This window comes from Streptomyces sp. NPDC055815, from assembly GCF_053616475.1.
Window position 1 is genome coordinate 76,710 of sequence record NZ_JBSHDU010000005.1, and the last position, 17,414, is coordinate 94,123.

Annotated in this window: 18 protein-coding genes and 1 tRNA gene; 9 read left to right on the forward strand and 10 right to left on the reverse strand. The window is 72.3% G+C overall.

Going from position 1 to position 17,414, the window contains the following annotated elements; translation table 11 throughout:
- Positions 1 to 117: 117 nt before the first annotated feature.
- From ACWGN5_RS05670 to ACWGN5_RS05680, 3 genes are read right to left on the reverse strand one after another with little or no spacing between them, the layout of a single operon-like run.
- Positions 118 to 780 (reverse strand): TrmH family RNA methyltransferase, encoded by a 663-nt coding sequence (locus tag ACWGN5_RS05670; protein ID WP_453511555.1) that lies wholly within the window; start codon positions 778 to 780, stop codon positions 118 to 120.
- Positions 777 to 2,066: an HTTM domain-containing protein gene (locus tag ACWGN5_RS05675; RefSeq protein WP_453511557.1), complete on the reverse strand. Its 1,290-nt coding sequence runs from the start codon at positions 2,064 to 2,066 to the stop codon at positions 777 to 779. Before ACWGN5_RS05675 ends, ACWGN5_RS05670 begins: the two co-directional genes overlap by 4 nt.
- Positions 2,063 to 2,920, reverse strand: coding sequence for a DUF5819 family protein (locus ACWGN5_RS05680; RefSeq protein WP_453511558.1), 858 nt, complete (start codon positions 2,918 to 2,920; stop codon positions 2,063 to 2,065). Before ACWGN5_RS05680 ends, ACWGN5_RS05675 begins: the two co-directional genes overlap by 4 nt.
- 112 nt (positions 2,921 to 3,032) lie before the next feature.
- Between ACWGN5_RS05680 and paaA the strand changes: the two genes are divergently transcribed.
- From paaA to ACWGN5_RS05710, 6 genes are all read left to right on the forward strand, one after another.
- Positions 3,033 to 4,049: a 1,2-phenylacetyl-CoA epoxidase subunit PaaA gene (paaA, locus tag ACWGN5_RS05685; protein WP_453511559.1), complete on the forward strand. Its 1,017-nt coding sequence runs from the start codon at positions 3,033 to 3,035 to the stop codon at positions 4,047 to 4,049.
- Positions 4,046 to 4,333 carry a 1,2-phenylacetyl-CoA epoxidase subunit PaaB gene (gene paaB, locus ACWGN5_RS05690; RefSeq protein ID WP_041130120.1) on the forward strand — a complete coding sequence of 96 codons (288 nt, stop codon included), beginning with the start codon at positions 4,046 to 4,048 and terminating at the stop codon, positions 4,331 to 4,333. Before paaA ends, paaB begins: the two co-directional genes overlap by 4 nt.
- The gene (gene paaC, locus ACWGN5_RS05695) at positions 4,330 to 5,064 is read left to right on the forward strand and encodes a 1,2-phenylacetyl-CoA epoxidase subunit PaaC (protein ID WP_453511561.1); all 735 of its coding nucleotides are present in this window, start codon (positions 4,330 to 4,332) and stop codon (positions 5,062 to 5,064) included. Before paaB ends, paaC begins: the two co-directional genes overlap by 4 nt.
- Entirely contained in the window at positions 5,058 to 5,555 is a 498-nt protein-coding gene (gene paaD, locus ACWGN5_RS05700; RefSeq protein ID WP_453511563.1) for a 1,2-phenylacetyl-CoA epoxidase subunit PaaD, read from the forward strand. Before paaC ends, paaD begins: the two co-directional genes overlap by 7 nt.
- Positions 5,556 to 6,644, forward strand: coding sequence for a 2Fe-2S iron-sulfur cluster-binding protein (locus ACWGN5_RS05705; RefSeq protein WP_453511565.1), 1,089 nt, complete (start codon positions 5,556 to 5,558; stop codon positions 6,642 to 6,644).
- A 175-nt stretch (positions 6,645 to 6,819) separates the two neighbouring features.
- Positions 6,820 to 7,953 (forward strand): acyl-CoA dehydrogenase family protein, encoded by a 1,134-nt coding sequence (locus ACWGN5_RS05710; protein WP_453511567.1) that lies wholly within the window; start codon positions 6,820 to 6,822, stop codon positions 7,951 to 7,953.
- Between the two features lie 15 nt (positions 7,954 to 7,968).
- Here ACWGN5_RS05710 and ACWGN5_RS05715 read toward each other — a convergent pair whose 3' ends face one another.
- The 4 genes from ACWGN5_RS05715 to ACWGN5_RS05730 all read right to left on the reverse strand — a co-directional run bounded on the left by ACWGN5_RS05715 (position 7,969) and on the right by ACWGN5_RS05730 (position 12,022).
- Positions 7,969 to 8,313, reverse strand: coding sequence for a rhodanese-like domain-containing protein (locus ACWGN5_RS05715; RefSeq protein ID WP_453511569.1), 345 nt, complete (start codon positions 8,311 to 8,313; stop codon positions 7,969 to 7,971).
- 54 nt (positions 8,314 to 8,367) lie between these two features.
- Positions 8,368 to 9,186: a hypothetical protein gene (locus ACWGN5_RS05720; RefSeq protein WP_453511571.1), complete on the reverse strand. Its 819-nt coding sequence runs from the start codon at positions 9,184 to 9,186 to the stop codon at positions 8,368 to 8,370.
- Positions 9,187 to 9,339: 153 nt separating this feature from the next.
- Positions 9,340 to 10,800, reverse strand: coding sequence for a DUF2252 domain-containing protein (locus tag ACWGN5_RS05725; protein ID WP_453511573.1), 1,461 nt, complete (start codon positions 10,798 to 10,800; stop codon positions 9,340 to 9,342).
- A 139-nt stretch (positions 10,801 to 10,939) separates the two neighbouring features.
- The gene (locus ACWGN5_RS05730; protein ID WP_453511575.1) at positions 10,940 to 12,022 is read right to left on the reverse strand and encodes a hypothetical protein; all 1,083 of its coding nucleotides are present in this window, start codon (positions 12,020 to 12,022) and stop codon (positions 10,940 to 10,942) included.
- A 113-nt stretch (positions 12,023 to 12,135) separates the two neighbouring features.
- Between ACWGN5_RS05730 and ACWGN5_RS05735 the strand changes: the two genes are divergently transcribed.
- Positions 12,136 to 12,597 carry a MarR family winged helix-turn-helix transcriptional regulator gene (locus tag ACWGN5_RS05735; RefSeq protein WP_453511577.1) on the forward strand — a complete coding sequence of 154 codons (462 nt, stop codon included), beginning with the start codon at positions 12,136 to 12,138 and terminating at the stop codon, positions 12,595 to 12,597.
- Positions 12,598 to 12,651: 54 nt separating this feature from the next.
- Here the strand turns inward: ACWGN5_RS05735 and ACWGN5_RS05740 are convergent, their stop codons facing one another.
- The 3 genes from ACWGN5_RS05740 to ACWGN5_RS05750 form a co-directional block, all read right to left on the reverse strand.
- A complete protein-coding gene (locus ACWGN5_RS05740; protein ID WP_453511579.1) occupies positions 12,652 to 13,311 on the reverse strand; it encodes a response regulator transcription factor in 660 nt (219 codons plus the stop codon).
- Between the two features lie 38 nt (positions 13,312 to 13,349).
- Complete coding sequence (locus ACWGN5_RS05745) at positions 13,350 to 15,128, reverse strand: sensor histidine kinase (RefSeq protein ID WP_453511672.1); 1,779 nt, start codon at positions 15,126 to 15,128, stop codon at positions 13,350 to 13,352.
- A 278-nt stretch (positions 15,129 to 15,406) separates the two neighbouring features.
- Positions 15,407 to 15,493 (reverse strand) — tRNA-Leu (locus ACWGN5_RS05750).
- 482 nt (positions 15,494 to 15,975) lie between these two features.
- Between ACWGN5_RS05750 and ACWGN5_RS05755 the strand changes: the two genes are divergently transcribed.
- Together ACWGN5_RS05755 and ACWGN5_RS05760 are read left to right on the forward strand one after the other, a co-directional pair.
- Positions 15,976 to 16,842: an FhaA domain-containing protein gene (locus ACWGN5_RS05755; protein WP_453511580.1), complete on the forward strand. Its 867-nt coding sequence runs from the start codon at positions 15,976 to 15,978 to the stop codon at positions 16,840 to 16,842.
- A 10-nt stretch (positions 16,843 to 16,852) separates the two neighbouring features.
- Positions 16,853 to 17,374 carry an FHA domain-containing protein FhaB/FipA gene (locus ACWGN5_RS05760; protein ID WP_453511581.1) on the forward strand — a complete coding sequence of 174 codons (522 nt, stop codon included), beginning with the start codon at positions 16,853 to 16,855 and terminating at the stop codon, positions 17,372 to 17,374.
- Positions 17,375 to 17,414 lie beyond the last annotated feature (40 nt).

Consider the following 17,414-nt stretch of genomic DNA (forward strand, 5'->3'; position numbering starts at 1 on the left):
TTGTGTGTTGGTCGTCTGTTTTTCTCCGTGGGGTGGGGGTGGTTGGTGCCGCGCCGCCTGCTTCCCGCCGGCGCGTGCGTCGTGCGGGGGCCCCCCCCCCCCCCCCCCCCACGACCGCTACGGGGCGTCGATCTCCGCGTACCGCTGCACCCACGCGTGCATGGCGATCGCGGCCGCGGCGCCCGCGTTGATCGACCGGGTCGAGCCGAACTGGGCGATCGAGCAGACCATCTCCACATGGGCGCGGGCCTCCTCCGTGAGCCCCGGCCCCTCCTGCCCGAAGAGCAGCACACAGCGGCGGGGCAGCACGGTCCGCTCCAGCGGGACGGCGCCCGGCAGGTTGTCGATGCCGATGACCGGGATGCCCTCGGCCGCCGCCCACGAGGTCAGCGACTCGGTGTCCGAGTGGTGCCGCACGTGCTGGTAGCGGTCGGTGACCATGGCGCCCCGCCGGTTCCAGCGGCGCCGGCCCACGATGTGGACCTCCTTCGCCAGGAACGCGTTGGCGGTCCGCACCACCGAGCCGATGTTGAAGTCGTGGCCCCAGTTCTCCACCGCCACGTGGAAGTCGTGGCGGCGGGTGTCCAGGTCGGCGACGACCGCCTCGCGCGTCCAGTACCGGTAGCGGTCCACGACATTGCGCCGGTCGCCGCCGGCCAGCAGCTCGGGGTCGTACCGCTCGTCCCGCGGCCACGGCTCCGGGTGCGGCCCGACGCCGATCTCGGGGCCGAACCCCTCGTCGTACTGGACCGGCTCGGGCTGCTCTTCCGTGGTGCTCACCCGACGAGGGTACGGGGACCCGGCTCCTCACCCGTACGGCGCTGCTCGGGCAGCGCCTCGGCGGGGCCCTCGGCCGAGGCGCCGGCGGAGGTCTCGGCCTCGGCCTCGGCGGGGGTCCGCTTCAGCAGCCGGTCCCTGCCCTTCACCACCCGGGCGCCCAGCCAGACCAGGAACGCCGTCGGCAGGAACACCGCGTCGGCGGAGATCATCGCGAGCGAGAAGACCGGCAGTCCGAGAAGGACCGCGATCCCGGCGTGCTCCATCATCATGACGACGAGCAGGACGTTCTTGACCTTGCGGTTGAAGAGCGTGAACGGGAACGCGACCTGGACGATCACCGTGCCGTAGGTCAGCAGCATCACCATGATCCCGCTGGACCCGAGCAGATCGGACAGCGCGGGCCAGGGCGAGAAGTAGTCCAGGTGGAGCGGGTAGAACAGCGCCGTCCCCTCCTGCCAGCGCGAGCCCTGGATCTTGTACCAGCCGGCCGTGGCGTAGATCAGGCAGACCTCCACCATGAGCACGGCGAGGACGGCGTTGTGCGCGAGGTTGGCCAGGGCGTCCAGCATGATCCGCGGCTCCCCGGGCGCCACCCGGCGGACCAGCCACCACAGGCCGTTCCCGAGCCACAGCACCCACAGCAGCACCGGCACCCACCACTCGCCGGTGACATCGCTGAACCACGTGGCGGCCAGCAGGAACCCGCCGAGCACGACCCACAGCAGCGGTCCGACGACATCCCGGCGCGGAGCCTCCCCGGCCTCGGCCGCGCGGGCCTCACGGGCCGCCCGGCGGGCATCGAGCGACCACACCCGGCCACAGCGGGTGAACACCAGGTAGATCGAGACGAGGTGCAGGACGTTGTCGCCGCCGTCGCCCACGAAGACGGACCGGTTCTGCAGCGAGAGCACGCCGACCATGAAGACCACGGACACGGCCCGGGTGCGCCAGCCCACCAGGAGCAGCGCGGCGGACAGCACCGCGAGACCGTAGACGATCTCGAACCAGAGCCCGCCGTCCGACCACATGAGCGCGGTGAAGGCCTTGTTGTCGTCGATCAGGCGGTGCGCCATCTCCCACGACCAGGGGGAGTCGGGACCGTACAGCAGGTGCCGGTGGGGCAGCTCGCGCAGCAGGAAGACCAGCCAGGTCAGCGAGAAGCCGATCCGTACGATCGCGCTCTGGTACGGGGCGAGTGCACGGCCCGTGACGGCCTGCACGCCGCGGGCGAGCCGGCGGTCGAAGGGCTCGCGGGCACGCGCGCGCGTGGCGTGGGAGGTACTCATCGGCCCGCCTCCGTGCGGCTCGCGGCGGCACCGGCGGACCGGTCGGCATCGGTGATCCTCCACCACGGGAGCTCGCGGTAGGAGGGGGTGGACCGCGACTTCTCGGTGCTCCACTGCGGGGCGGGCACGGCCCGGGAGACGGTGCGGAGCTGGATGCGCCGCACGTCGGGGCCGACGGGGCGCCCGTCACGGCGTTCGATGGCGTCGAGCCTGAGCATCGCGAGCCGGCGCATGTACTGCTCCGAGAGGGTGCCGCGCAGCCCGTTGGGGCGGTTGGCGTCGTTGTGCGTGTTGAGGTAGAAGTCCACGGCCCTGCGGAGCTGGTTCTGCTGGGAGTGGCTGGGCAGCGGGTTGTGGCGGATGGCCTCGGCGTCCTGCGCGGTGAGGTCGATCCAGCCGGTCGTGCCGCGGCCGCCGTCGGCGTCGACGAGCTCGGCACGGACCTCGACGGAGACGTTCGTCTGGAGCGGATTGGGCGCGAAGAGCTTCCAGTTCTGCTCGAACTCGGGGTAGATCCAGTCGTCGACGGCCTCGCCGTGCCGCTTGGTCAGCGTGTTGGACGGCGCCACGTGCAGGAAGACCATCGCCAGGTGCACGCAGGTGAACACCGCGACGACGGCGAGCGCGACGGCGACGACGACCTGGTACGGCAGCGAGAGGGCCATGATCCCGGTGCCGGTGCTCCCGGTGCCGGCGGTCCCGTTCCCGGTGCCGCTGCTCCCGGTGCCCTTGCTTTCGCCCTGGGTGCCGGCAGGGGCGCCCGGGGTCTCAGGAGGGCTGATCGGCGGGTCCTCCGGGGGTCTCCGCCCGTCGTCACTCACCTCGACCGCGTCCTTTTCGACGTACGCGTCCATCCCGCCCCGATCCCGATCGGCCCACCTCGGTTATCCACAGGGTTGACACCATACGGGCCGCCGACCCACCATTGAAGTCATTCAACCGAACGATCGGTCGGTAGGGGGTCTGATGACCGCAGTGACGGCAGGGACGGCAGGGACCACGGGCGTGCCCGGCGTGTCGGACACGGCCGCGGCGGCGGAGCAGGCCGCCTACGAGGCCGTGTTCGACGCCGCCGTCGCCGCCGACGAGCGGATCGAGCCGCGCGACTGGATGCCCGAGGCCTACCGGGCCTCGCTCGTCCGCCAGATCGCGCAGCACGCCCACTCCGAGATCATCGGCATGCAGCCCGAGGCGAACTGGATCACCCGCGCGCCCTCCCTGCGGCGCAAGGCGATCCTCATGGCCAAGGTGCAGGACGAGGCCGGCCACGGCCTGTACCTGTACAGCGCGGCCGAGACCCTCGGCACCAGCCGCGACGAGCTGCTCGACAAGCTGCACTCCGGCCGCCAGAAGTACTCCTCGATCTTCAACTACCCCACGCTGACCTGGGCCGACGTCGGCGCGATCGGCTGGCTCGTCGACGGCGCCGCCATCACCAACCAGGTCCCCCTCTGCCGCTGCTCCTACGGCCCGTACGCCCGCGCGATGGTCAGGGTCTGCAAGGAGGAGTCCTTCCACCAGCGCCAGGGGTACGAGGCACTGCTCGCCCTGTCGAACGGCACCGAGGCCCAGCACGCCATGGCGCAGGACGCGGTGAACCGCTGGTGGTGGCCCTCGCTGATGATGTTCGGCCCGCCGGACGACGAGTCGACCCACACCGCCCAGGCGATGGCCTGGAAGATCAAGCGCCACTCCAACGACGAACTGCGCCAGCGCTTCGTCGACATCGCCGTCCCGCAGGCCGAGGCCCTCGGCCTCACCCTCCCCGACCCCGACATCCGGTGGAACGAGGAGCGCGGGCACTACGACTTCGGCCCGATCGACTGGACCGAGTTCTGGGACGTCCTCAAGGGGAACGGCCCCTGCAACGACCAGCGGCTGAGCAAGCGGCGCCAGGCCCACGAGGACGGCGCCTGGGTCAGAGAAGCCGCGGCGGCCTACGCGGAGAAGCACACCGGAAAGCACGGGGAGGCACAGGCATGACGACCGACGGTTGGCCGCTGTGGGAGGTGTTCGTGCGCTCCCGCCGCGGACTGTCCCACACCCACGCGGGCAGTCTCCACGCACCCGACGCGGAGATGGCCCTGCGGAACGCCCGCGACCTGTACACCCGCCGGTCCGAAGGCGTGTCGATCTGGGTCGTCCCCTCGGCGGCGATCACCGCCTCCTCGCCCGACGAGAAGGACCCCTTCTTCGAGCCGGCCGCGGACAAGCCCTACCGCCACCCGACCTTCTACGAGATCCCGGAGGGGGTGAAGCACCTGTGACCGGCACCACCGACACCGACGCCGTCACCGCCGCCGCGGCGCTCGCCCTCGGCGACGACGCCCTCGTCCTCTCCCACCGCCTGGGCGAGTGGGCCGGCTCCGCCCCCGTCCTGGAGGAGGAGGTCGCCCTGGCCAACATCGCCCTCGACCTCCTCGGCCAGGCCCGGATCCTGCTCTCCCTCGCCGGGGACGAGGACGAACTGGCCTACCTCCGCGAGGAGCGCTCCTTCCGGAACAGCCAGCTGGTCGAGCAGCCGAACGGCGACTTCGCCCACACCATCGCCCGGCAGCTCTACTTCTCCACCTACCAGCACCTCCTGTACGGGCAGCTGGCCACCGGCGACGGCCCCTTCGCCGGCCTCGCCGCCAAGGCCGTCAAGGAGGTCGCCTACCACCAGGACCACGCCGAGCACTGGACCCTCCGCCTCGGCGACGGCACCCCCGAGAGCCACCAGCGGATGCAGCGCGCCTGCGACGCCCTCTGGCGCTACACCGGCGAACTGTTCCAGCCCGTCGACGGCCTCGACCTGGACCTCCCCGCCCTGGAGACCGCCTGGCTGGACTCCGTCACCGACATCCTCGGCCGGGCCACGCTCACCGTCCCCTCCGGACCGCGCACCGGCGCCTGGGCCGCGGGCGCCGGCCGACAGGGCCTGCACACCGAATCCTTCGGACGGATGCTCGCCGAGATGCAGCACCTGCACCGCAGCCACCCGGGGGCGACATGGTGACCATGACGGCCCTGGAAGAGGAACTGAGCCGCATCGCCGGCTCCGTCCCCGATCCGGAGCTGCCCGTCCTCACCCTGGAGGAACTCGGCGTCATGCGGGGCGTGCACGTCCTCGGCCCCGGCCGGGTCGAGGTCTCCCTCACCCCCACCTACACCGGCTGCCCCGCCATCGAGGCGATGGCCTCCGACATCGAGCACGCCCTCCACCAGCACGGCGTACCCGACGTCACCGTCGTCACCGTCCTCGCCCCGGCCTGGTCCACCGACGACATCAGCGAGGAAGGACGGCGCAAGCTCACCGAGTTCGGCATCGCCCCGCCCCGCCCCCAGGGACCCGCCGGCGGCCCCGTACCGCTCACCCTGGCGATCCGCTGCCCGCACTGCGGATCCACCGACACCGAGCTCCTGAGCCGCTTCTCCTCCACCGCGTGCAAGGCACTGCGCCGCTGCACCGCCTGCCGCGAACCGTTCGACCACTTCAAGGAGTTGTAGATGGAGTCCTCAGCCGCCGGACGGGCCGGATTCCATCCCCTCAGGGTGAGCGAGGTCGACCGGCTCACGGACGACTCCGTGGCCGTCACCTTCGCGGTCCCGCCCGAACTCCACGAGGCCTACCGCCACCTCCCCGGCCAGCACCTCGCCCTGCGCCGCACCGGCGAACAGGGAGAGGAGATCCGGCGCACCTACTCCATCTGCGCCCCCGCCTCCCCGGCCGGCGAGCCCCCCGTCCTGCGCGTCGGCATCCGCCTCGTCGACGGCGGCTCGTTCTCCACGTACGCCCTCAAGGAACTGGCCGTCGGCGACCTCGTCGAGGTCATGGAGCCGATGGGCCGCTTCGCGCTCACCCCGCGCCCCGGCCACTTCGCCGCGGTCGTCGGCGGCAGCGGCATCACCCCGGTCCTGTCGATGGCGGCCACCCTGCTCGCCCGCGAGCCGGAGGCCCGGTTCTGCCTGATCCGCAGCGACCGCACCGCCGCGTCCACGATGTTCCTCGACGAGGTCGCCGACCTCAAGGACCGCTACCCGGACCGCTTCCAGCTGGTCACCGTGCTCTCCCGGGAGGAGCAGCAGGCCGGTCTGCCGTCCGGCCGCCTCGACCGCGAGCGGCTCGCCGGACTGCTGCCCGCGCTGCTGCCCGTCGACACGATCGACGGCTGGTTCCTCTGCGGCCCCTTCGGACTGGTCCAGGGCGCCGAGAAGGCGCTGCGCGGCCTGGGCGTCGACCGCGCCCGGATCCACCAGGAGATCTTCCACGTCGACGACGGCTCCGCACCCGCGCCGGCCCCCGCGGCCGACGCCCCGGCGCACGCCACCCTGACCGCGACCCTCCACGGCCGCTCCGGCACCTGGCCCGTGGAGCGCGGCGAGACGCTCCTCGACACGGTGCTCCGCGCCCGCGCGGACGCCCCGTACGCCTGCAAGGGCGGGGTGTGCGGCACCTGCCGCGCCTTCCTCGTCGGCGGAGAGGTGCGGATGGACCGCAACTTCGCCCTGGAGCCGGAGGAGACCGAAGCCGGATACGTCCTGGCCTGCCAGTCCCACCCGGCCACGCCGGACGTGGAGCTGGACTTCGACCGCTGAGAACGGCTGAGAACGGCAGAGAACCGCCGACAACCGCCGAGAACCGCTGACGAGCCGCTGACGCGGCGGTGGCGCCCGACGAAGTGCGGGCGCCACCATTCCCTTCCCCTAGAACCTGTTCTATCTTGACGATCCGTCAGACAGAGACAGGCGACGGCAACGGGAAGGCAGCACCGTGGACTTCACCTTCACCGAAGAACAGCAGGCGGCCGTCGAGACGGCCAAGGCGGTCTTCAAGGACGTCACGCCCGACGCCGTCCCGAGCCCCGCCCTCACCCCCGGCGCCGTGGCCGAGGACCACGACCGGCCGCTCTGGTCCCGCCTCGCCGCCGCCGACCTCCTCGGCCTCACCCTGGCCCCCGAACACGACGGCGCCGGACTCGACCCCGTCGCCCTCTGCCTCGTCCTGCGCGAGTCGGCCCGCGTCCTGGCCCGCGTCCCACTCCTGGAAACCAGCGCCGTCGCCCTCACCGTCGAGCGCCACGCCCACCCCCGTACGGCCGCCGAGCTGCTCCCCCGGGTCGCCCGCGGCGAACTCGTCCTCACCGCCGCCTCACAGGGACGCACCGGCCACGAACCCGCCGACCGCGCCGTCACCGCACGCCGCGACGGAGCCGACTGGATCCTCGACGGCCTCCAGACCGCCGTCCCCTGGGCCCACACGGCCGACCTCATCGCCGTACCGGCACACACCACCGAGGACCGCACGGTCCTCGCCCTGGTGCCCCGCACCCACGAGGGCCTCACCCTCACCGCCCAGTACTCGACCAGCGGCGAACTCCTCGCCGAGCTACGCCTCGACGCCGTACGCCTCGACGACACGAACGTCATCGACGCCGACGGCGCCTGGGAACGACTGCGCGGCCTCCTCACCACCGGCACCTGCGCGCTCGCCCTCGGCCTCGGCGAGGCCGTCCTCGCCATGACGAGCCAATACACCGGAAAACGCGAACAGTTCGGCCACCCCGTGGCCACCTTCCAGGCCGTCGCCGTCCAGACCGCCGACCGCTACATCGACCTGCGCGCCATGGAGGCCACCCTCTGGCAGGCCGCCTGGCGCCTCTCCAGCGACGCGGACGGAGCCCTCCCCGCCGCGGGGGACATCGCCGTCGCGAAGATCTGGGCCTCCGAAGGCGTACGACGCGTCGTCCAGACCGCCCAGCACCTGCACGGCGGCTTCGGCGCCGACACCGACTACCCGCTGCACCGCTACCACGCCTGGGCCAAGCACCTCGAACTGTCCCTCGGCCCCGCCGCGGCCCACGAGGAGGCCCTCGGCGACCTGCTGGCCGCCCACCCCCTCGGCTGAGGCCTCAGCCGAGCCTCAGAGGACGAACGCCGGGCTGCCGCCCTCCGCGACCATCGGACGCCCGGCACCGTCCCACGCCAGCATCCCGCCGTCCACGTTCACGGCGTCGAAACCCTGCTGCACCAGGTACTGCGTGACCTGCGCCGAACGGCCACCCACCCGGCACATCACATACGCGCGACCGCGCTCGGCCACGGCCTCCGTCACCTCACCGAAACGGGCCACGAAGTCGCTCATCGGCACGTGCAGCGCACCCTCGACATGACCGGCCGTCCACTCGTCGTCCTCCCTGACGTCCAGCACCAGGGCATCGGCCGGCACGGAAGCCGCGTCAACCGAGGGCAGCGGGGAGAAATTCATGGGACAAGCCTTCTCTCGTCGGTACCGCCCGAAGGGCTCGGGCGCACGGAAAACCTACTGCACCAGCTCCGCCAGCTCGCTCTCCCGCTCGGAGACCTGCGCGAGCAGCTGCTCGGCGATCTCCTCCAGGAGCTGGTCAGGGTCGTCGGGCGCCATCCGCAGCATCGCGCCGATCGCACTCTCCTCCAGCTCACGCGCCAGCGCCGACAGCATGTCCTTGCGCTCGGCCAGCCACTCCAGGCGCGCGTACAGCTCCTCGCTCTCGCTGAGCCGCTCCTCGACCGGCACCGGTCCGGCCTCCCACTCCGCGGAGAGCTCCCGCAGCAGGGCCTCGTCGCCGCGGGCGTAGGCGGCGTTCACGCGCGTGATGAACTCCTCGCGCCGCTTCCGCTCGTCCTCCTCGCGCGCCAGGTCGGGGTGGGCCTTGCGGGCCAGCTCGCGGTAGAGCCTGCGGGCCTCCTCAGCGGGCCGGACCCGCTTCGGCGGCTGCACCGGCCGGTCGGTGAGCATCGCGGCGGCCTCGGGGGAGAGGCCGTCGCCGTCGATCCAGTCGTGGAACAGCTCGTCCACCCCGGGCATCGGCAGCACCGCGGCCCGCGCGTCCCGCGCCCGCCGCAGATCCTCGGGGTCCCCGGTACGGGCCGCCCGGGCCTCGGCGATCCGCGCGTCGAGCTCGTCGAGCCGCGCGTACATGGGCCCGAGCTTCTGGTGGTGCAGCCGCGAGAAGTTCTCCACCTCGACCCGGAAGGTCTCGACGGCGATCTCGAACTCGATCAACGCCTGCTCGGCCACCCGAACAGCCCGCTCCAACCGAGCCTCGGGCCGCTCGTCCCCGGGTCCTTCGTTCACACCCTGGTCCTCGCTCACGTCCACGCCGCCCACGTCCTCGTTCCGCCTCGTCCCACCCAGCCTACGGTCCTCTCGGGGGGGCCTCCCCCTCCCTCCCCCTCCCTCCCCTCCCCCCTCGGCTGCCCTGGTGCCGGAGGCGACGCCCCGGGCCCCCTTGCTCCCCGCCCGTGCCGGGCGTCAGACGCCGAGCTCCGCCGCGATGCGGCCCGTGCGGACGGCCGAGAGCAGGTCGGCGTGGTCGGCCGTGGTGCGGTCCGCGTAGCTGACGGCGAAGGAGGCGACGGCCTCGTCGAGCTCCTCGTTCTTGCCGCAGTAGCCGGATATCAGGCGCGGGTCGGCGCTGTGGGCGTGCGCACGGGCGAGCAGGGCCCCGGTCATCCGCCCGTAGTCGTCGAGCTGGTCCGCGGTGAGGGCGGCGGGATCGACGCTGCCCTTGCGGTTGCGGAACTGCCGCACCTGGAACGGACGCCCGTCGACCGTGGTCCAGCCGAGCAGGATGTCGCTGACGACCTGCATCCGCTTCTGCCCGAGCACCACGCGCCTCCCCTCGTGACCGGCGTCCGGCACGGTGAAGCCGGCGGCCGGCAGATGCGGCAGGAGAGCCGACGGCCGGGCCTCCTTCACCTGGAGCACGAGCGGCTCGCCCCGGTGGTCGAGCAGCAGGACCACATAGGAGCGGGTGCCGACGCTCCCGGTGCCGACGACCCGGAAGGCCACGTCGTGGACGGCGTACCGGGCGAGGAGCGGCAGTCTGTCCTCGGACACGGTCTCCAGGTAGGCGCCGAGGGATTCGGCGACCTCGGCCGCTTCGCCGTCCGGGATCCCGCGCAGCACCGGGGGAGCGGCCACGAATCTGCGGCCGCCGCCGTCGGTGTCCGCGACGGCCTCGGTCGACCGGGCGGCGAACCGGGCGCTGGTGTTGTTGCGGGCCTTGGCGGAGACCCGTTCGAGGGTGCCGAGGAGGTCGCGGGCGTCGGTGTGCGAGACGAGTTCCTCGTCGGCGATCGCGTTCCAGGCGTCGAGCGCGGGCAGTCGGGCGAGGAGGCGCATGGTCCGGCGGTACGCGCCGACGGTGTCGAAGGCGGCGGCCCGGCACACGTCCTCGCTCGCTCCCACCTCACGGCCGGCGAGGACGAGGGAGGTGGCGAGCCGCTTGAGGTCCCATTCCCAGGGGCCGACGACGGTCTCGTCGAAGTCGTTGAGGTCCATGACGAGCCGGCCGCGGGCGTCGCCGTAGAGGCCGAAGTTGGCGGCGTGCGCGTCGCCGCATATCTGGGCGGCTATCCCGGTGACGGGCGTCCCGACGAGGTCCTGGGCCATCAGCCCGGCGGAACCGCGCAGGAAGGCGAAGGGGCTCGCCGCCATCCTGCCGACCCGTATCGGGGTGAGCTCGGGGACCCTGCCGCGGCTCGATTCCTCGACGGCGCGCACGGCGTCCGGGCGGTCGGCGGCGAGGGCCGGCCGGTCGTGCGAGGAGCGGGGCACCCGCTCGCGCAGCTGCCTGCCGCGGTCCTTGGGGGAGACCCCGGTGCCGGGGGCGACGCGGCGCGCGAACCCCTGCACGTGCGGGACGCGCGCCCCGTCCTGTGCTCCGTCCGTACCGCGCTGTCCTGGCACGACGGCCCGGATCTCGTCCATGGGACGCCCTCCCCCGATGCGATGTCCAACATCATCCGGCCCCGACCGTACCGCCGTTCGCGATCGGCCGTCTCCCCCTGTGGACAACGCACCCGGGAGCCTGTGGACAACCTCCTGAACCCCCGCTCGGAGCGGGTGCTCAGACGGCGACGGCCTCCTCGATCTCCTCCTCGATCTCCCTCTCGGCCGCCTTCTCCGCCTCGGCCTCGGTCGCGGTTCGGGCATCGGCACCCGTCCCGGCTTCCACCGGTGTCCGGCGCCGGCGCTCCGTGAGCCCGGCGACGACGACGAGCGCCGCACCGGCGAGGAGCCAGAGGACGAGGACGAGGAGGTTGCGGCCGAGCCCGTGGCCGTCGAAGTAGACGTGGCCGCGTACGCCCTCGACGAAGCCGGCGCCGTTCCAGAAGGCGTGCAGCGCGCCGAAGAAGCCGGGCTGGAGCTCGGGCCGGTAGATGCCGCCGGAGCTGGTGAAGTTGAGCATGACGAAGAGCACCATCACGCCGAGCGTGGTCCAGCGGCGCAGGAAGGTGTGCAGGCCGACGCCGACGGCGAGGATGCCCGCCGCGTACAGCCAGGACATCGCCCATACGCCGCCGAGGCCCTGGTCGACCAGGTGGAAGACCGGCCCGGCGAAGAGGGTGCCGACGAGGCTGACGACGAGCGACATGGCGGCGGCGAGGAGGGCCCTGATCCGCATGGGCAGGGCGGCGCCGGCTCCGCCGATGACGGCGACGGAGGCGTACGCGCCGATGCTGAGGGCGACGAGCAGGAAGAAGATGCCCTGGCCCGTGGGGTCGCCGGAGGCGGTGGGGGCGATGTCGGTGACCTTGAGCGGCGCGTCCTGGGCGGCGGCGACCTTGGTGAACACCTTCTCGACCGCCATGGCGCTGGTGTCGGAGGAGCCCGAGGCGACGAGCAGCTCGGGGTGCTTCCCGGGGACGTAGGCGCCGAAGCTTCGCTGCTCGCGGAGTGCGGAGACGGCCGTGTCCCGGTCCACGACGGTACGGACGTCGAGGGCGCCGTCGCCCTTGTTCTGGAGGGTCTGCGCGAGGACCTGCGTGGTGGGGCCGGAGCCGACGACGTCGACGCGGAGGTCGTGGGGTTCGGGCGCGTGGAAGGCACCGAGGTAGGCGAGCCCCATGCCGACGCACATCAACAGGGGGGTGAGCAGATGTCCGAGGACATGCCGCAACGCACCGCTGGTGTTCGGTCCTGCGGTCACCGAGACCTCCATGGTTGGCTTTTACAACTAAAGAACCGTTGTACTATACAACCGAAAGCCCGCAGGGGGCGACCGGCGTCCGGGCACCCCCGAACGACAACAGGGAGCGCACGATGACCGGCGGCGCACAGCCACCCCGCGAGGCGTCCGTGGACGTCATCCAGCGCGAACTGACGGCCTTCGCCCGCCGGGCGCGCGCCGCGGCGGCCCGGGTCCACCCCGAGCTCCCGCTCGTCTCGTACACGCTCCTCGCCCATATCGAGGAGCAGCGCGGCTGCCGGGCCACCGACCTCGCGGCCCACTACTTCCTGGACAAGTCGACGGTGAGCCGTCAGATCGCGGGCCTGGAGAAGCTAGGTTTCGTCGAGCGCCGCCCGGCCCCCGACGACCACCGGGTGCACGTCCTGCACCCCACGGAGGCCGGCACCAGGGTCCTTACCTCGGCCCAGACGAGCCGCATGGCCGCGTTCCAGGAGCGCCTGGAGGACTGGCCGGCCGAGGACCTCGCCCAGTTCGCCGCGTACCTGCTGCGCTACAACGCCGCGGCCACGAGCACGGCCATCCCGCCGAACTGAACCCCAGCCACAAGCACCGCCACCCCGCCGAACCGAGCCGCGCCCCGGACCCTCCTACAGCCCCGCGTCCCGCGCGAGCAGCGCCGCCTGGACGCGGTTCTCGCAGTGCAGCTTGGACAGGATCCGGCTCACGTACGTCTTCACCGTGGCCTCGCTCATGTGCAGCCGTCTTCCGGCGTCGGCGTTGGAGAGTCCTTCCCCGAGCAACGCCAGGACGTCCCGCTCCTTCTCGCCGAGCGCCGCCACCCGTGCCCGCGCCTCCTCGGCGCGTGCCGTCTCCCGGCCTGTGGCCAGCCGCTCCACCACGTGCCGGGTGGCGGCCGGCGACAGATACGCGTCTCCCGCCGCGGCCGCCCGCACCGCTCCGATCAGCTCGGCGGGCGCCGTGTCCTTGAGCAGGAACCCGGCGCCGCCGTGCTCCAGGGCCCGCAGCACGTTCTCCCGCTCCCCGAAGGTCGTCAGGATGATCACCCGGGCCGCGGGCGCCGCCCGGCGCATCTCCGGCAGGGCCGAGAGGCCGTCGAGCACCGGCATCTGGATGTCGAGCAGCACCACGTCGGCGGCGTGCGCCCGCGCGGCCTCGACGGCCGCCCGTCCGTCGGCCGCCTCCCCGACGACCTCGATCCCCGGGTCCGAGATGAGGATCATCCGGATCCCGGCCCTGATCAGAGGCTCGTCGTCGGCGATCACGACCCTGATGGGCTGCCCTGCCACAGCTTCTCCCCCACGCCTCCGGTACGGGCGGTGCAGCGCTACCGCTGCTCGACCACGTACGACTTCTTCTCGATCAGCTTGCCGTCCTTGAAGCAGAACCGGAAAACGGGCTCCTCCTCATAGGTCTCGCCCATCTCGGAGGACATCAGGACCAGGCAGCTGGAGCCCTCCGGCCGGGCGGGACCCGTCCCGCCGAGGCCCGCCGTGGCGATGGTGTCGCCCGAGGGCAGCTGGTCACGGACCTCCTTCTCGGTCATCCCGACCTTCACCGCCTCGTACTGGGCGGGGTCGATCATCCCTTCCTTCAGCGAGCCCATCAGGAAGTAGAGGCCGAAGCCCCCGGCCACCACCAGCAGGACGAGCGCCGCGAACGCGATCCCGCAGCCCAGCGCGATCGCCCCGCCCGTGCTCCTGGTCCTGCCCCCACGCACCGCCATCGCCAGCTCCCGCTCCGTGAACGTCCAGTCGGCCGGTCCGACCGTGACCGGACGACCATGGCCCACCAGCGGTTTCGTGGTCTGCTGCCGGAAGTCGTCGGCCTCATCGACCAAAGGCGCTGCCTCGACGACCGGCGCCGCCCCGTACGGCAGCATCCCGGCCACCCGGAACCCGCCGCCGTCGGCCGGGCCCGCGTGACACATGCCGCCCACGAGACGGGCCCGCTCGGCGAGCCCGGCCAGGCCCTGTCTGCCGCTCACGACGTCCTTCGCCGGTCCGTCCACCGGCTCCCCGTTGACGACCTCGACGACGAAGGTGTCCGGCTCGTACCGCAGCTCGACGCCGATCGGCGTCCCCGGCGCGTACTTGTAGGCGTTGGTCAGGGCCTCCTGCACGATCCTGTACGCGGCGTGGTCGGCGGCCGGCGCCAGCGGTCTCTCGTCCCCCAGCCGCCGCAGTCCGACCGAGGTGCCGGCCGCCCGGGCCGCCGCGACGAGCCCCTCGATGCCGGCGATCCCGCGGGCGGCCCGTCCCGTCTCGTCCCCGGCCGGTGCGGGTGCCGTCGCCGTCCCGTCCTCGGCCGCGACGCCGTCGCGGAGTATCCCGACGACCTCCCGCAGCTCGTGCATGGCGGTCACCGACGCGTTCCGCAGGACGCCGACGACCTCGCGCTGTCGCTCGCCCAGCTCCCGGTCCACTTCGAGGGCCCCGGTGTGCACGGCGATCAGCGCCAGCTGGTGCCCGAGGCTGTCGTGCATGTCCTGGGCGATCCGCTGCCGCTCGCGCAGCCGGGCATGCCAGACCAGCATGCTCCGCTCCCGCACCAGCTGCGCGTTGCTCTCCTGGAGGGCGTGCAGCAGGGTCCGCCGCTGCGTCCAGTACCGGTGGGCGAGCCCGGGGGCCAGGGTGGTGCCCAGGTAGTAGAGGGCCGCCAGGAAGGCGACGGAGAGCAGTCGCTGCCGGTCCCAGGTCTCCAGGAGCGTCCCGCCGACGTTCAGGACGAAGGCGGCGATGAACGCGGCCAGCGCCCGCCCGGCACTGGCGACGTACCGGCCGGACGACCAGCCGAGCACGATGAGCAGGGGCGCGAGGCCGGGCAGGAAGGGCGCGATCCCGGCGGTGACGACGAGCACGCTCGCGGGAAGTCTGCGCCGCAGCAGCGACAGCAGGGCGGTGCCGACGGCGACCCCGGCGAGGGGCCAGCCCTCGCCGCCCATGAGTTCCTCGGCGCCCGCGGCGAGCAGCGCGAGGACCACCGCGAGGGCCACCTCGCCGGTGATCCTGCGCCGCGACCACTGTCCGGGCACGGCGAACCAGCGCCACCAGGCGGCGGCCCCGGACCCGATCCCCGGCGCGGTCCGGCTCCCCGACTTCGACATTTCGTCCACGCTCGAACCCTAGGCAGCGAGCGGTGCCCCGGACGTCCCTCTTTCGTCTCGCCGTCGGACGACGAAAGTCGCGCGCCCGGCCCGTGACGAAAGGCGCGCGGCCCGGCCCGCGACGAAAGCCGCGCGCCCGGCCCACGTCCACCCGACGCCCGAGCCACCCGACGCCCCGAAGCCGGCCGACGCCCCGTCACCCTCCCGCGTGGGAAGGGTCACACCTGTGGACACATACGCGAAAGCCCCGTAGGTCGATGACCTACGGGGCTTCCGTCTGGTGCGCGAGGGGGGAGTTGAACCCCCACGCCCTTGCGGGCACTGGAACCTGAATCCAGCGCGTCTGCCTATTCCGCCACCCGCGCATTGGGTGATCTCCCTGCCCTCTCACTTTTCAGTGGGAGCGCCTGGCGACATCTGAAGATTAGCACGTCGCAGACCGTGGATTCACATCCGTTGTTTCGCCCCCGCTCCCGGAGAACAAGGGAGAGGGTGGGGCGCGGCGACGAGGCGCGGAGTCGAGAGGCACGGGACCGCGAAGCATGCGAGCGGGGAGGAGTGAGAAGGAGGAGGGAGGAGATGCAGGGGAGTAGGAAGGGAGAAGGAAGGGAGAAGGAGGGCGGAAGGGGACGGACCGCCCCGGAACCCGGGTCCAACCGCGGACCGAGCCTCCGCTCCCACAGCCGGGTGCGGGACACTGTCCACAGGCCGCCTCTACGATCCGTGGGGGAAGCCTGTGAGAGGTGACACTCGTCCACAGGGCAGAGAAGGGGAACCAGCCGATTTCCCGACGCGTGGATACGATCAGTAAGCAGTACCAGGGCGACAACGACGGAGGAGGTGCCCCATGGGAGTCCTGAAGCGTTTCGAGCAGCGTCTCGAAGGTCTGGTCAACGGCACCTTCGCCAAGGTCTTCAAGTCCGAGGTCCAGCCCGTCGAGATCGCCGGCGCGCTCCAGCGCGAGTGCGACAACAACGCGACGATCTGGAACCGCGAGCGGACCGTCGTCCCCAACGACTTCATCGTGGAACTGAGCACCTCGGACTACGAGCGTCTCAGCCCCTACTCGGGCCAGCTCGGCGACGAGCTCGCCGGCCTGGTCAGGGACTACGCGAAGCAGCAGCGGTACACCTTCATGGGCCCCATCAAGGTCCACCTGGAGAAGGCCGAGGATCTCGACACCGGCCTGTACCGCGTCCGCAGCCGCACGCTCGCGTCGAGTACGTCACAGCCGCAGCCGCCCTCCGGGGCGCCGCAGCACCACCAGCAGCAGGGCCGCGGCGGCTACGGGTACCCCCCGGCCGGCGCCCCGCCCATGCCCGCCTCCCCGCCTCCCGGCGCGCCCGGCCACCGGCCGACGGCGCCCGCGGGACGCCCGGCGGGCGGCCCCGGATCCATGCCCGGCCCCGCCACCCACGGCGGAGCGGGCGCTCCGGTGCGCCGCTGGATCGAGATCAACGGCACGCGCCATCAGATCTCCCGCCCGACCCTGGTCCTCGGCCGCAGCACCGACGCGGACGTGAGGATCGACGATCCCGGCGTCTCCCGCCGGCACTGCGAGATCCGGACCGGAACGCCCTCGACGATCCAGGATCTGGGATCCACCAACGGCATCGTGGTGGACGGGCAGCACACCACCCGCGCTACGCTCCGCGACGGCTCGCGGATCGTCGTGGGCAGCACCACCATCGTTTACCGGCAAGCCGAAGGGTGAAGCGGGGGCAATGTCAGAGCTGACCCTGACGGTCATGCGGTTGGGTTTCCTGGCCGTTCTGTGGCTGTTCGTCATCGTGGCCGTCCAGGTCATCCGCAGCGACCTGTTCGGTACGCGGGTCACCCAGCGCGGTTCGCGCCGCCAGGAGGCGCGGCCCCAGCAGAACGCGCGCCAGGCCGCCGCGCCTCCGCAGCAGCGCGGCCAGCAGAACGCGGGGGGCGGCCGCCAGCGCCGCGGCGCCCCGACCAAGCTGGTCGTCTCCGAGGGCACCCTCACCGGCACGACCGTCGCCCTCCAGGGCCAGACGATCACGCTGGGCCGGGCGCACGACTCGACGATCGTCCTCGACGACGACTACGCGTCCAGCCGCCACGCCCGGATCTACCCGGACCGGGACGGCCAGTGGATCGTCGAGGACCTCGGGTCCACCAACGGCACGTATCTCGACCGGACCCGCCTCACCACCGCCACACCCATTCCGCTGGGCGCGCCGATCCGGATCGGCAAGACCGTCATCGAGCTGCGGAAGTAGTGCTACATCATGAATAGGCGCGAGTGGAGCGAGCGAGCCG